Source organism: Enterococcus sp. DIV2379 (assembly GCF_050542965.1).
Taxonomy (GTDB): domain Bacteria; phylum Bacillota; class Bacilli; order Lactobacillales; family Enterococcaceae; genus Enterococcus_D; species Enterococcus_D entomosocium.
Genome location: NZ_CP172938.1, coordinates 195,534 through 209,302, shown reverse-complemented (window position 1 = coordinate 209,302; position 13,769 = coordinate 195,534). Strand labels below are relative to the sequence as shown.

At 42.6% G+C, this 13,769-nt stretch carries 10 protein-coding genes; 2 read left to right on the top strand and 8 right to left on the bottom strand.

Annotation, left to right across the window (positions count from 1 at the left end; translation table 11 throughout):
• Positions 1–10: 10 nt before the first annotated feature.
• Entirely contained in the window at positions 11–1,498 is a 1,488-nt protein-coding gene (locus tag IGI92_RS00965; protein ID WP_061053588.1) for a phytoene desaturase family protein, read from the bottom strand.
• A gap of 553 nt (positions 1,499–2,051) precedes the next feature.
• On the opposite strand from IGI92_RS00965, the gene IGI92_RS00960 reads away from it, so the two are divergent.
• A complete protein-coding gene (locus IGI92_RS00960; RefSeq protein WP_005232663.1) occupies positions 2,052–2,429 on the top strand; it encodes a DUF7006 family protein in 378 nt (125 codons plus the stop codon).
• A gap of 232 nt (positions 2,430–2,661) precedes the next feature.
• On the opposite strand, the gene IGI92_RS00955 is transcribed toward IGI92_RS00960, so the two are convergent.
• From IGI92_RS00955 to IGI92_RS00945, 3 genes are all read right to left on the bottom strand, one after another.
• On the bottom strand, positions 2,662–4,155 hold the full coding sequence (locus tag IGI92_RS00955) for a helix-turn-helix domain-containing protein (RefSeq protein WP_225869336.1): 1,494 nt from the start codon (positions 4,153–4,155) through the stop codon (positions 2,662–2,664).
• Positions 4,156–4,444: 289 nt separating this feature from the next.
• Entirely contained in the window at positions 4,445–4,849 is a 405-nt protein-coding gene (locus tag IGI92_RS00950) for a hypothetical protein (RefSeq protein WP_430607674.1), read from the bottom strand.
• Between the two features lie 495 nt (positions 4,850–5,344).
• Positions 5,345–6,850 (bottom strand): peptidoglycan DD-metalloendopeptidase family protein, encoded by a 1,506-nt coding sequence (locus IGI92_RS00945; RefSeq protein WP_430607671.1) that lies wholly within the window; start codon positions 6,848–6,850, stop codon positions 5,345–5,347.
• A gap of 591 nt (positions 6,851–7,441) precedes the next feature.
• Between IGI92_RS00945 and IGI92_RS00940 the strand changes: the two genes are divergently transcribed.
• On the top strand, positions 7,442–8,935 hold the full coding sequence (locus tag IGI92_RS00940; RefSeq protein WP_430607668.1) for a helix-turn-helix domain-containing protein: 1,494 nt from the start codon (positions 7,442–7,444) through the stop codon (positions 8,933–8,935).
• Between the two features lie 182 nt (positions 8,936–9,117).
• On the opposite strand, the gene IGI92_RS00935 is transcribed toward IGI92_RS00940, so the two are convergent.
• The 4 genes from IGI92_RS00935 to alsS all read right to left on the bottom strand — a co-directional run bounded on the left by IGI92_RS00935 (position 9,118) and on the right by alsS (position 13,518).
• Positions 9,118–9,381, bottom strand: coding sequence for a hypothetical protein (locus tag IGI92_RS00935; protein WP_005232670.1), 264 nt, complete (start codon positions 9,379–9,381; stop codon positions 9,118–9,120).
• 16 nt (positions 9,382–9,397) lie between these two features.
• Positions 9,398–10,828 (bottom strand): catalase, encoded by a 1,431-nt coding sequence (locus IGI92_RS00930; protein ID WP_005232671.1) that lies wholly within the window; start codon positions 10,826–10,828, stop codon positions 9,398–9,400.
• A 302-nt stretch (positions 10,829–11,130) separates the two neighbouring features.
• Entirely contained in the window at positions 11,131–11,847 is a 717-nt protein-coding gene (gene budA, locus IGI92_RS00925) for an acetolactate decarboxylase (RefSeq protein WP_005232672.1), read from the bottom strand.
• Between the two features lie 18 nt (positions 11,848–11,865).
• On the bottom strand, positions 11,866–13,518 hold the full coding sequence (gene alsS / locus IGI92_RS00920) for an acetolactate synthase AlsS (protein WP_005232673.1): 1,653 nt from the start codon (positions 13,516–13,518) through the stop codon (positions 11,866–11,868).
• Positions 13,519–13,769: the final 251 nt, after the last annotated feature.

Sequence of the window (13,769 nt, the reverse complement as noted above, 5' to 3'; positions counted from 1 at the left end):
CTTTCTTGTCTTAGTGTTCTCTTTTGGTGATCATCTCACTGACTTGCTGGCCACTAAGGGTCACCATCGGCATGCCGGCACCGGGATTGACCGTACCGCCAACGAAGTAAAGATTGTCGTAGCGTTCGCTGTGTTTCGGGTGTTTAAAGCCATGATTTTTCTTGCGATTAGAGACCGTGCCGTAGATGGCGCCGCGATGTGACAAATAATTCTTTTGGATGTCTTCTGGTGTCCAGCGGTCTTCATACACGATGTGCTTGCGTAGATCCGTTAAGCCCATGTTTTCCAGCTTGATCAAAATCCGTTCACGAAAGGCATCGTATTCCGCTTCCGTAAAGGGTTTATCCTGCAAATAAGGGATATGAGGCAGGATTTTGATGTTTTCATGCCCTACCACTGTTTGCGAAGGATCGGTTTTGTTGGCATTGACCAAATAGATCGTTGGGTCTTCCGGCAGCTGATGCTGATGGAAATTTTGATCAAAGTTTTCTTTTGAGGCATTGGAAAAGAAAAAGTTGTGGTGCGCCAGTTGCGGATAGGAGGTTTTGACCCCTAAGTGCAAGACAAAGCCAGAACTTGCTGGTTCAAATTTTTCTTCCAGTTTTTGAGTAAAGGCCGGCGCTTCTTCTAACAGCTCTTCATAAGCCGGGATCACTTCCATGTTGGAAACAAAATAGTCGGCTTCGATCAACGTGCCATCATCCAAACGAGCGGCACGGATTTGTTCCTGTTCAACGATCAATTTTTCCACTTTGTGTCCCGTGTGGAAGGTCACACCAATCTCTTTTGCTAAGCGAACGATGCCTTCGGCTAACCGATGCATCCCGCCTGGCACGTACCAGACACCTTGGGCATGCTGCATGTAGATCATCATGTTCAAGACGGCTGGGGCGTCATAAGGAGACGAGCCGACATACTTGATAAAATAGCTCAGCATGTCTTGCAGCTGCGGATTGCTGACACGTTTTTGAATGGCATCATGCATGGAAGAGAAATAATCAAAGCCTTTCAGCGCTTTGATCACGCCGTGATACTTCAAGATTTCTTTCGTGGTATCTAAGCCTTTCTCGAAATAGCCTTTTTCCGTGATATCATAAATCTTTTGCGCATAGTCCAAAAAGTCTTGGTACTCTGCCATGTCTTTTTCTGACAAGTGGGGGTTTTCCTTTGCCATGCGGGCAAGATCGCCATAGAGATCAATCTTGGTGCCGTCAGAAAAAAAGGAGCGCCATTCCAATGGCAATCGGCGAATCGCAACATAATCCGCCATGTCGCGATTGCTGCCAGTAAATAATTTTTCGAAAATCTGTGGCATCGTCAAAATCGAAGGACCTAAGTCAAAGCCGAAGCCGTTTGTTTCCAGTCGGTTCAATTTGCCACCTAAATGGTGATTTTTTTCATATAATGATACATCAAAGCCATTTTGGGCTAATGAGACCGCCGCTGATAGACCACCAAGTCCGCCGCCGATCACTACAACTGTTTTTTTCTCATTCATTGAATTGCTCCTCGTTTGCTTTAATAAACGTCCCTATTTAGCCAATTCTTTTCACCGAAACAGACGGTTGCGTCTCACTGCAACTGCGTGTCTTCGCACTATTTTGGCATTGGCCACTTGAATCAAAGGATCGTTTTTCTAGATAATTCTATAGTATCACACCTTTGAAAAAATGACGGGGATGAGCCTACCGGTCAACTGATGCTGTTTTTTCTCAACCATGATTTCAGCGAATGAAAAAACAACCTGCTGGAAAAGAAAGGAAACCCAGTCATTTCGCCCATTCCGAAAATATTCTTTTTATAACAACAATTATCAGAATAGTTGAACATTTTTGACGTTAATACCAGCGAAAAACAAATCTTCGTATGGTTACGAAAAAACGCGTTTGAGCCAATTTGGAATATCCTGTACATTGAATGTAGCGAAAGTCCTTCCCCCAATCATTAAAAAAAACAAAAGGGCCTTCTCAGTAAGACATTGCTTAACAGTGACTCTTTTTGATAATGACACGTATTGTCGCCCTTTCCTAACACTTATAAGGAGTATTGATATGAACTTAAAAACGATCCAATCAGCCGAAGAATATGTAAACTTTTTTGACGTAGAATTTATCCACTCGCCCTGTTCTTATACACACCCAAAAATCTTTAATTTTTATCTCTCTTTGCGCCAACGATTCTTGGCGATCTATGAACAAGACGAGGGTACTTTTTTCGAAAAAATGTCGTTGCTATTAGATATCGACGCACAGCTGCAAATACTAAAAGAACTTTATGTTTTAAAAATTTCTTCTCTAAACGAGTATACGGAAGAAGAGATCATTCAGCTGACGGTCAAAGACAAAACCTGTTTCTATCGGGAATTGACCGGTCTTCAGCTAAACCAAAAGGCGCCTTGGAGTTTGATTTACTTAAGTGAAGCCCAATGATTTCGCCCACATTGATCGATTGAATTGAAAACCGCTGGTTCCAAAGGCTTGCATCCGTACCTGATGCACTCCCCACTTCCCCTCCCCACACTCCTGCACAGTTGCGGAGAGTCAAGCCATTAAAAAAGAAAGCATCTTTCCTTCTCACTGTCTAAGCAGTGAAGGAAAAATGCTTTCTTTTCATGTAAAAGGCCCTTTCTAGCAACTCTTTAGGTCAAAACAGAATGGGAAACTAGAAGAGGTCTTTTAGGGCAAATTGGCGGGTGACGTTAGGATTGATCCGTTCAAGCAGCCGATTCCAGTCAGAAGAAGAAGGGATCGTTTTGAAGACGATACATTCAACGATATCTCGAAATTCGGTCGCATGCTCGGCATAGTTCGTCACTAGCAGATCAATGGTATTTTGTTCTAAATACTGAGCATTGACTTCCCCTGAGTCAGGATAAAAGACTTGATGGGATCGGCTAAAATAGCGGTTGGACCAGCCCTCAATGTACTGAACGATATTGTTATTTCCTTCAAAGATAAAGGCGATATTTTTTCGGGGAAACCAATGACGTTCTCGAACAGATTCAATAAAAATCACTAAGTTTGCACAAAAATCCGTCAGATACTCCACAGAATAAAGGGTGTGGTACTCGAAACTACTTTCTAAAAACTCTCGGTAAGCAGCAAACTCCTTAGAAAAAGTTTTCTTAATAAACGCATTCACATCATAAATATTACGATTGGCCGAAGTGGATAAGCACTCCTTCAATTTGGCAGAAGTAAAAAAGGATTCGATCAGAATCTGATCTTCTTTAGGCTTTTTCGACGATACATTCAACATCTGATAAAACTCGTTGGTCAACGTGCGAATCTCGGTCCAATGATTATAAGAAAGACAAAACTTTTGTTCGACGATCACATTTTGCAGTTTTTTCTTTGTGATAATACTAACAAACAAAAAGATAAGTTCATCGTTCGTCAATCGACATTGAAAGTACTTTTCAATAATGCCATTGATTCGTTGAAAGTGCATCAGCTGAATACTGTGTCGCAAGGCGTGGTACAATTCGTCGTTGATTTGCACAGTTTTGCCTTGCATAAATCGCTCAAGCGAAATATAGAGTAGATACGTATATTGTGAAAACGAAACAGTATGATAACTATTTTTGTCAAACATCCTGCCGATTTCCGTTACTGCCTGTTGGACCGCAGCTGGCGGAAAGACAGTATGGGGGGTGCTATCCGTTTCATAGAAAAAGGTACAGAAGAAATTGCGGATATCTGCTTCTTGTCCAACGATATTCAGGGGATCTAGTGCTAGTTGGAGATCAAAACGTGCCAGTTGTTCATGAATGCGCTGCAAGTATTTTGATAAGGTACTCTTGGATAAAAACAAGCAGTCCGCCCACTCATCGATCGTCTTTAACTCTCCAATAAAAATATTTTCCAATAAAATAAAGAGCGGTTCATTCGCTAAAAGCGAAGCTTTTTTCTTTTCATACTGTGAATAATCAAATAGTTCAAACGAATAGCCTTGATTGGTGGAAGTGATCAGGATCAACCCACAGAAATAATCATTAATCTGACTGATGTCTTTGCCAATCGTCCTTGTGGTACTACTTGTTACTTCAGCCAAATGGCTGGCACTGCAAATTTCATTTTTTTCAAATTCACTTAGAATCTGCAGCCATCGGACGGTCGATTTGCTTGTGACAAAACTCAATTGAAAATTTTTCAAACATAAGCTCCTTACTAAGAATTTCTTTTTTGCGGCTAATTTACGCATGAAAGGCGCCTAAGCAGTCTCATTATATCGGTTTTCATCCTACATAAAAAATCGGTTTTTTCATAGACTGATGAAAAAAAGCGTTGTGTCCAGACTACTGTCTTATAACAATTATTTTATCGGCTATTAAAAATAGTGCAAGGATTTCGCTTTTGCTTTCATCAGATTCTGCTTAAGGAATAAGAAAATTCTTTGTATTATTTGCTTCATTTTGAAAAAAAACTGCTATGTTGAAAATCACCTATGTTTTCTTTATTTGTCTAAATGTGTCTGTCATGATGTTTAAAAGCTGTTCATATTGCGTTTCTTGACTTACTTTTTTCATCTGCACATTAAAGTCCTGTTCAATAAATTGTTTGGGTATCAACTGATCCATTTCTATTTTTGAAAGCCTCTCGGTACATTCCGCTAACAGTTGGTAATCCTTTACGAGTGTTTGCGGCAGCTTGTATGTTTGTGTAAAAAAGGAATAGCTCGCATTCTTTTGAATCGTTAGTGCCACCTGCTTTTGAATCAAATAGTGTAATTTTTCTAATTGCTTATCTGTGACGGATCGTTCACCGTTTTGTTCAAATAATTGACAGTAATAGTCTAAAAATTCGCTATTGACCATCACTGCCTCAAAATCCGTTTTATTTATTCTCATAAAATGTTCCCCTCTTTTTTTATTTTATGCGTCACTGTGTAAAACATTCTTTTCGTTTAACAGAAAAAAAGAGCAGCTCATTTATCTCTTCTACTTTTTTATGGTTAATCATTTCTTGTTAGTTCTTTTCAACGATCAATACTGATTAGAAAAAAAGGAGTAGACTTATAATTGATGCACTTCCTGATTATTCGCTCCCCTACTTCGTTAGCAAGTTTTTATTCGTAGGGGTAACAACTGTAACGATTTTGCTTCTCCGCTCATCATCAATAGCATTCGAACCTACCATTTGTGCTGCTGGTTGACCGATCTGCTCACGCCAGTTTATGGATTAGCAACTGTTACGGTTATGTGAAAATTATAAAGAATCTATGCACGATTTTTTTAAACATTTTTTCGGTTTTCATGAAAAAAAAATTAAAATCGTTGCTCCCAAAAAATTGCTGGAAAAGACAAAAAAAGAAAGTATCCACGATACTCTCTTTTCGGCAATCCTTATTTTGTTAAAAAAGCGATTGGATCGACCAATTTCGCTTGGCTCAAGCTAGGCGATGCACTGACTTCAAAGTGCAGGTGTGCGCCTGTGCTATTGCCCGTACTACCCATGAGCGCAATCGTTTCTCCTTGTTCCACTTGTTGACCAACCTTCACAAGGTTCTGTTGATTGTGAGCATAGAGTGTCGTCATCCCGTCCTCATGGAGAATCGCTACATAATTCCCCCAAGAAGGATGAACCTCTGAACGGATGACCGTTCCAGATTGACTCGCCATGATGGGTGTCCCAAACGCTGCGGCAAAGTCAACGCCCCGATGAAAGCTTCCCCAACGTGGGCCAAAAGTAGAAGTGACAACGGCTTTTTCAACAGGAAAAAGATACGTCTCGCTTGCGGTCACATCAGGTTTTTTCTGATCATAACGGGTCAACGCATAGGCTTCGATCAATGCGGTCAGCTTTTGATCATACGTCGTATCTGTGGCATACCGACCAGTCAAATAACGGGCAGCCTCTTGATAAGAAGTCGCTTCTGATTTCCATACGCCTTTATAAAAATCAGACTGCTGCCCGACCCCTTCTTTCAACAAACGAGCATAGTCCATCAATGACTCTTTGTACCCAGTATATTGGCGGAACGTTGCCGTGATTGTGTAGTGATTTCCCGAACCATCATCTTCTTGTGTCCGAAAGGCAACACCCTGTCCGTGATAGGTTCCTTTGATACCAAAGAGATTGAAATACGGCGCCTGACTCAGTCTGCTTTGCCCGCCACCTGATTCTAAAATAGCCTGTGCAATCATGACAGAAGCGTACAAATCATTTTTCAAGCCAATTTCCCGAGCATCTTCGCCGATTTCTTGGATAAAATCCCACACTTCTTTTACTGGTGTGACCGTCAAGCTCGTTTCGCTACCTTGCTGCGTTATAGGATCGGATTGACTTGGCCCGCTTGGTGCTTGGGTACTTGGTGGTATGATCGGAGACACAGCCGCCGGTGTTTCTTGACTTGCTCCCCTATTTTCTTCTGGTGTCGGTTGCGTTTCTACAGGTTTTGACGGTTGGGGCTTCTCTGGCTGCGTCTCAGGTTTGGGCGCTTCAGGCTGTGTTGTTTTTTCTGGTTTCGGTGCTGGGGTTGGTTCTTCTGGCTGAGAAGGCTCTGGCTTACTCGGTAGCTCTGGCTCTGGGTTCGGTTCTGGCGTCGGTTGAGGATCTGGGTTTGGTTCTTCGGTTTGCTCTGTTCCCTCCGACGCTGTCTCAGATCCTTCTGGTACACTTTCTACAGGTGCCGATCCTTGCTCCGAATCGGACACTTGTCCTTCCCCTGCTGGAGCAGTTTCTTCAACCGTCCCTGCTGTGCTGCTACTGTCACTTTCTTGTGCAGCTGTTTCTGATGTTTGGGCAACGATCGTACCTTCCGATGCAACAACCGCAGCTGAAACTGGCACACCAGCTAAAAGTTGTCCGCAAACCAAAAGAAGCGCTACCCCTTTTTGCGAATGCTTCATAGGCGATTTCCTTTCTCTCCTTTTTTCACTTAACAACCTCTATCAAAAAAACATGTTGTCATCCAAATAGTAAATAAATATCAATTCTCTTTTATTATACTACGCTTCGTTTTTTCGACTCAAGCAAATGACTCCCGTGCTTGTCAAAGAGAACGAGTTGTTGGAAGAATGGGTCTACTGGTAAAGGATCACGTTTTGCATCCAATTCGTTATCGAGTCTGGGTTGCAGCTTTTACTTTCTGTTGCCTAAGATCCTCTGGCGTCATCAGAAAAAAACACAGTTGTTCAAATGGGCAACTGCCAGTTGAACAACTGTGTTTTTATCGTCTTTTCTTACTTCATTAGCTTTTTATCTAGCGTTTGGAGCCTTTCTATTAGCGTTTCGTTTTCTCAAGTTTATGTATGATTTTTGGCAATTGGTTTCTCAGGTCCTTGCTATACTTACCGTGAACGATTGATATTCCCGGAAATGTTCTGCTGGTAGTCAGAGCCTTCAAGGCACTGTGGCAAGAACGCCTAACAGTTGAACGTTTCATTCTCTGTGTAAATGATTATGCTATAATTATTTAAACTTATTTTTCGGAGGCTGACATGAAAACATTTCAATTAAAATTCATGCGAAATCGTACGTTGATTCGCTGGCTGCAATTGTTGAATGAATTTGAGAAAAGTCCCTCCCGTACACTGGGAGAACTCGCTGAAGTGACCGAGAGCAGTACGCGTACGTTGATTACTGACATTGCTAGCTTGCGAGAGTATTTTAAAGGGGCTATGGCGATCCATACAGCAAAAATCGGGTATCTTTTTGAAGAAATCGATCATGATAGGTATCGAAAGCAAAAGCAAGAACTGATAAAAGATGAACCGATTTTCCAGATTTTAGAAAGTATTTTTTATGATGAGCAGCAAACCCTCTTTGATTGGAGCTTAACGCTTAATATTTCTGAACAAGCGCTGATCAGCTACTTCCGGAAAATACAGCCATTTTTATCCCCTTTCGGTTTAAAAATAAAAACGGATCCCGTCTCTTTGGCAGGTTCGGAGATCGATATACGAAAATTTTTCTGTCTTTTTTACTACGAGTCTGATATTAATGTCCACACGTTATTTCCCTCGATCCATGTACAAGATGCGGTGATGGAAATCACTGACCTTTTGGAAACGAAGGCCTTACAGAGCTCTTCGTTTTCTTATTTTGCTTATATCCTTTATATCAGCGTGGAGCGCAGCAAACGCGGTTTACTTGCTGCCCCCTCTCCAGAACTAAGCGAGTTAGTTAAAAAAAATGGTTTACTTTCAAATTATGAGGACCTTAAAAAGATTATCCAGCGTTATTTTACCTTTGAGTTTCCTCAAGAAGAAGCAATCTATCTTTTGACTTGCATCATTTGTCGTCGCAAACTCAACACCGATCTAGAAACAAGCAAAGCGTTTTGTCTTAACTATAACCACTGGCCCGCGATCAAACAGATCACTGCTGATTTTTATGTCCAAAATCGCGTCAACAGCTTTGATGAACAAAAAGATTTGCTTTGGTTAGAGTCATTCTTCACTATTTTCAAGCTTCGTGAGTTGTTATCGCCAACGATGAACGTCAACATCGATGATTTGAATGCTTTCGTCAAAGAAAAATTTGCGGCTGAATATAAAAAAAATCGCCAGTTTTTGCTCTCACATCCTCTTGTGAAAACACTCTATTCTTTCGACCATTTGGATGATTTTTGTGCAAGTCTCACCTTCCACATGGAAGCCATCATTGAAGAGAATTGGGGCACGCGGAGAACTATAGCTGTTATTTTTGAAGGTAACGAGTATGTTTGTGAGTACGCTGAAAGTATTATCCGAAAATATCTTGGCGTTTATCATGAAATGTACTACCCTGATTCAAACGAACTCTCCCACGAGTATTTAAAAGAAAAAAACATTAATTTTCTCATTACTAACTACTCCGAATACGCCACTGAATACTTACTGGATGTTGAAAGTGTCTTATTAAAATCAATACCCGACGCTGCCGATTGGAATTATCTTTTGAATCGAATCAATCCGAGAATTTTGCGGTTGGTCGTTCTTGATAATACGTAGTAATTCCAATCATTCACGCCGCTTCTCCAAAGAAAGAGAATTGATATTTCCTTGTCGCCTTTAAACGAACGCCTGACTAATCCTCCCATATAAAGCTGTTCTTTTTTAGTGGAAGCAGCTTTATATGGGACTTTCCAATGAATCAAGTACGCTTTTTCCTTCTACGCTGCTACTATCAGCAATCATTGCTCTTTGGATTGATCTGCACTTAAAAATGTCCGTTTCGTAAAAGCCAGTGCGCCTACGAGGGTCATGAGTACGATGATTGGATGAGAAGATGCAGACAAGATCCCCAAAATCGCCGTCAACAGCGTGCCCGTATAACTCAAACCGACTGCCCATTGCTGAAGCCTTGAAAGCTCTCGCAGCTGCCCTTTAAAGGCCACCCCCAGCATCATTGCTCCGACAAAAGATAAAAGACCAAAAACTACATGTAAAAGTAACATTCTTTTTCCTCCTTTCTTAAATGTTCACATCGATCGCTTCAGCGATTCGTCTGCCGTATTCTGGGTCCGCACGGTAAAAATGCATGACCTGCCGTTCTTTGATCTGTTGATTTTGAACCTGTCCCAAACTTCCCGCAATCGTTTGAATTAAACGTGTTCGTTCTTCTTCTGAGAGCAAACGATAAAAATCACCTGCTTGGCTATAATAGTCTTCATCGTAATCAAAGGAACCGATCTCTCCTTCTAACGAATAGTGGATGCCCTTGGCATGCGGGTTTTCTTTGATGCCATCGAAACTGTTCGGTTCATAATTGATCCCTGAAGAATTCGTTTTGGTATTCATGAAACCGTCCTGTTGGTGATTATGGACAGGCGCTTTTGGCGCATTGATCGGCAACTGGCTGCTGTTGGGTCCAACTCGATAGCGATGCGCATCACCGTAAGCAAACAGCCGACCTTGCAATAGTTTGTCCGGAGAAAAATCAATCCCTGGAACGATATTGCCCGGTGAAAAAGTGACTTGCTCGACTTCGTTGAAATAGTTCTCTGGATTGCGATTCAAAGTCATTCGTCCCACTTCAATCAGCGGATAGTCTTTTTGTGAGACTGTTTTGGTCACATCAAAAAGATTGACGGCAGCTGACCAACCTTCTTCAAAGGGAATGATTTGAACATAGAGTGTCCAAGAAGGATACTCCTTTGCCTCAATCGCTTTATATAGATCTTCAATATGATAATCAGGATTGCTTCCCGCAAGTTCTGCTGCGAGTGCCGCACTCATGTTCATAATGCCTTGATCCGTCCGAAAATGATATTTCACCCAAAAGCGTTCTCCCTCTGCGTTGAGCCAAGCGAATGTATGGCTCCCATACCCATGCATATGACGAAAGGTTGCCGGTAAGCCCCGATCCCCCATCAACAGGCTGACTTGATGGAGGGATTCCGGTGAATGGGACCAAAAATCCCACACCGCCTCTGGATTTTTCAAGTGCGTTCGCGGGTCTCTTTTTTGGGTATGGATAAAATCAGGAAATTTCAACGGATCACGAATAAAGAAAATCGGGGTATTATTGCCCACGAGATCATAATTCCCCGCTTCCGTGTAAAATTTAACCGCAAACCCCCGAGGATCGCGCAACGTATCCGCAGACCCTAGTTCTCCGGCAACCGTTGAAAAGCGAATAAACATCTCCGTTTCTTTCCCGATGGCTGAAAGAAACGCCGCTTTCGTGTACATCGTTACGTCGTTTGTTACTCGGAAGACCCCATGAGCCCCCGCACCTTTCGCATGAACGACCCGTTCGGGAATCCGCTCACGATTAAAATGTGCCAGTTTTTCTAGCAAATGGACATCTTGAATCAACACTGGGCCACGGCGCCCCGCTGTCAAAGAATTCTGGTTATCCGCTACACTGGCTCCTTGCGCAGTCGTCAACTTTTTTTTCATATCTTTCCTCTTTTCTCTATAAAATCAGTCAAGTGCAATTACTCTCAACAAAATACTTCTAATTAGTACAAAAATTATCATTATTCTTAAAATATATCAATTTATTTGCTCGGAAATAAGAATTAATTCAGATTTTTGACCATTTCCCAACTTTTCTATCGAAGTATCCAGGTTTTGCAGCAAGCCTCATGAATAGAAGGAAGCACAAAAAAGCAGTGAAGCGTTGGCTTCACTGCTGCTTTGCGTTCAATTCGATCCGAGACCACTCTACTGGCGATCAATTATTTTTTGCTGCCTGCTGCTTATTCGGCAGCTTCAATATCCTTGGCGATTTTTGCGACATCGATCTCCCGCTGCAAATAGTCTTGGTTGTCGATAGGAAAATGCTGACGAAATTCGGCTAGTTCCATCAATTCGACTTCGCCAGCTGCCACTTCAAAGTCTAAGACATGACCAGCAAATGTGCGATCATCACTAATAAAATGCAAATGGAAACCGGCGGCCGCAGCACCGTGGAACAGCAACGGGGTAAAGAACCCGACGATCGTGCCGCTGATATCTTCTGCTTGAAATTCCGGCTGATGCTGGATGATCTCAATGAATTTTGGGTACGGTTTTTCTTGCTTTGGGGCAACGCGGACGTGCATCTTAGTAAATACCCCATGAATCTTGACAGCGGAAAACAAATTCGGGCTGACTTCTGTCAGGACGTGGTTTTTCACTTCTTCATCGGTCATTTCTTGGCTGACCTGCAGGTGCTTCGCCGCAGAAAAATCAACGACTGCCGCATAGGGGGTTCCTTCATTTCCTTGGAGCACTTGTACCTTGCCCGACTCGTCTACATGGTAGATTTCACCATCTAAAATAATCACTTCACCATTGGAACCAGCCAAAGTACCAATCCCAAAATTGCCATATTCAAGCATTTTTCCGATTTGCTCCGTGCCATCCATTAAATCCTGCATCAACCCACCTAGGGTGCCATGCTGATATAAATAACTTTTGTTTTTCACTTTCATCTTGATGCTCCTTTGGTCTTAATAAAATTGATCAGGTAGGATCGTTTTGCCAAGATCGGCATTGTCTGAATAATCCACAGGGATATCAATGATCACTGGACCATCCGTTGCAAAGCCTTCTTCGATGGCTGCCATCAATTCTTGTTTGGTGGTTGCCCGTAAGCCTTTGGCACCAAACGCTTCGGCATATTTCACGAAATCAACTGGTCCAAAATCAACCCCAGAAGCACGATCATATTTCATTTCTTCTTGGAATTTCACCATATTGTAGGTACCGTCATTCCAAATCAAGTGAATGATGTTTTGTTTCAAACGGACGGCTGTTTCTAACTCTTGGGCAGAAAACAAGAAGCCACCATCGCCAGATACAGAGATCACTTGAGTATTTGGTCGCACGAGCGCTGCCGCGATCGCCCATGGCAAAGCTACCCCTAAAGTCTGCATGCCATTACTAAAGAGCAGATGCCGTGGCTCATAACTGCGGAAATGACGGGCCATCCAAATGTAGTGGCTGCCGACATCCACCGTCACCGTCATGTCATCGGTCACTTCTTGTTGCAAAGCATCAATGATTTCCAGGGGATGCAAGGTATTGTTGCTGCCTTCGACATCCGCTGGTTTTTCATTGAGTTTGGTTTGCAGCGTCGTTAAATAGTTTTGAGCGTCTTCGGTCAAGTGATACTGATCGATGGCTTTTGATAGTTGTTCAATAATTTTCGCGATACTGCCCATCAGTTCAACTTCTGGCTGCATAAATGGATCGATCTCCATCGGTACTTCATCGATGACGATCACGCGGGCATCTTTTTCCGCATTCCAGTTGCGAGCTTCGTATTCGATCGGGTCGTACCCCACAGCGATCACTAAGTCGCTGCGTTTCAACAGCATATCACCAGGCTGATTGCGGAACAAGCCGACGCGGCCAAAGAAATGCTCTTCTAATTCACGAGAAATGATCCCAGCGCCTTGGAAGGTCTCTACGACAGGCAACCCAGTTTTTGCAACTAAATGACGAATCGCTTGTGTTTCTTTCACGCCTGAAGCCCGCATTCCTAAGAGTAGGACAGGCAGCTTGGCTTCTTTGATCCGATCGACGAGTGCCTGGATATCTTCTGCATCGGCACTGCCTAATTTAGGCGAAGATAGTGGTTTGATCGCTGCCCCTTGAACGGTTCCGTCCGTCACATCTTGAGGAATGGATAAAAAGCTCGCCCCTTTTTTCGCTGTTTTTGCGATGCGAAAGGCGTTGGCAATACTTTCAGAAAGGGTTTCAGGATCTTGGACTTCACTGCTGAATTTCGTGATCGGCGCAAACAATGCCGCATTATTCATGCTTTGGTGGGTCAATTTTGAAAGGTCAGAACGCTTCACTTGGCCTGCTAGTGCCAGGACGGGATCACCTTCGGCAGTTGCCGTGACCAACCCAGTCGCTAAATTACTGGCTCCTGGTCCACTTGTCGCAATGACGACTCCTGGCTCTCCTGTCAGGCGACCGATTGCTTGTGCCATAAATGCCGCGTTTTGTTCATGTCGTGCCAAAATCAACTCTGGTCCCCGATCACTCAACACGTCAAATACGCCATCGATTTTTGCACCGGGAATCCCAAAGATATAAGGCACCCGATGATTTTCTAAACTTTCAACAATGATTTCTGATCCTTTTGCACTCACTGTATTACCTCTTTTCAAAAACTGTATTAATCACAATACATATAATAGCACTTTCTATTTATTTATCAACGAAAAACACTTATTAATATCTGTACTATAAAAACGTAGTTTTTTAGAGAGCGTTTGCATCTGCTTCAGACCGCAGGTGTATGTCTTTCCATTTTTCCGACAAAAAAAGGAGTGGAACGCTCCACCCCATAAATCCTTTACTGTATCAGAACACCTCTAAAAAGAAGCTTCTTTTGTCGGTT

Excerpts from the sequence above, each read along its gene's own strand:
- IGI92_RS00965 (WP_061053588.1), bottom strand. The coding sequence starts at position 1,498 with ATGAATGAGAAAAAAACAGTTGTAGTGATCGGCGGCGGACTTGGTGGT.
- IGI92_RS00960 (WP_005232663.1), top strand. The coding sequence starts at position 2,052 with ATGAACTTAAAAACGATCCAATCAGCCGAAGAATATGTAAACTTTTTT.
- IGI92_RS00950 (WP_430607674.1), bottom strand. The coding sequence starts at position 4,849 with ATGAGAATAAATAAAACGGATTTTGAGGCAGTGATGGTCAATAGCGAA.
- IGI92_RS00945 (WP_430607671.1), bottom strand. The coding sequence starts at position 6,850 with ATGAAGCATTCGCAAAAAGGGGTAGCGCTTCTTTTGGTTTGCGGACAA.
- IGI92_RS00940 (WP_430607668.1), top strand. The coding sequence starts at position 7,442 with ATGAAAACATTTCAATTAAAATTCATGCGAAATCGTACGTTGATTCGC.
- IGI92_RS00935 (WP_005232670.1), bottom strand. The coding sequence starts at position 9,381 with ATGTTACTTTTACATGTAGTTTTTGGTCTTTTATCTTTTGTCGGAGCA.
- IGI92_RS00930 (WP_005232671.1), bottom strand. The coding sequence starts at position 10,828 with ATGAAAAAAAAGTTGACGACTGCGCAAGGAGCCAGTGTAGCGGATAAC.
- budA (WP_005232672.1), bottom strand. The coding sequence starts at position 11,847 with ATGAAAGTGAAAAACAAAAGTTATTTATATCAGCATGGCACCCTAGGT.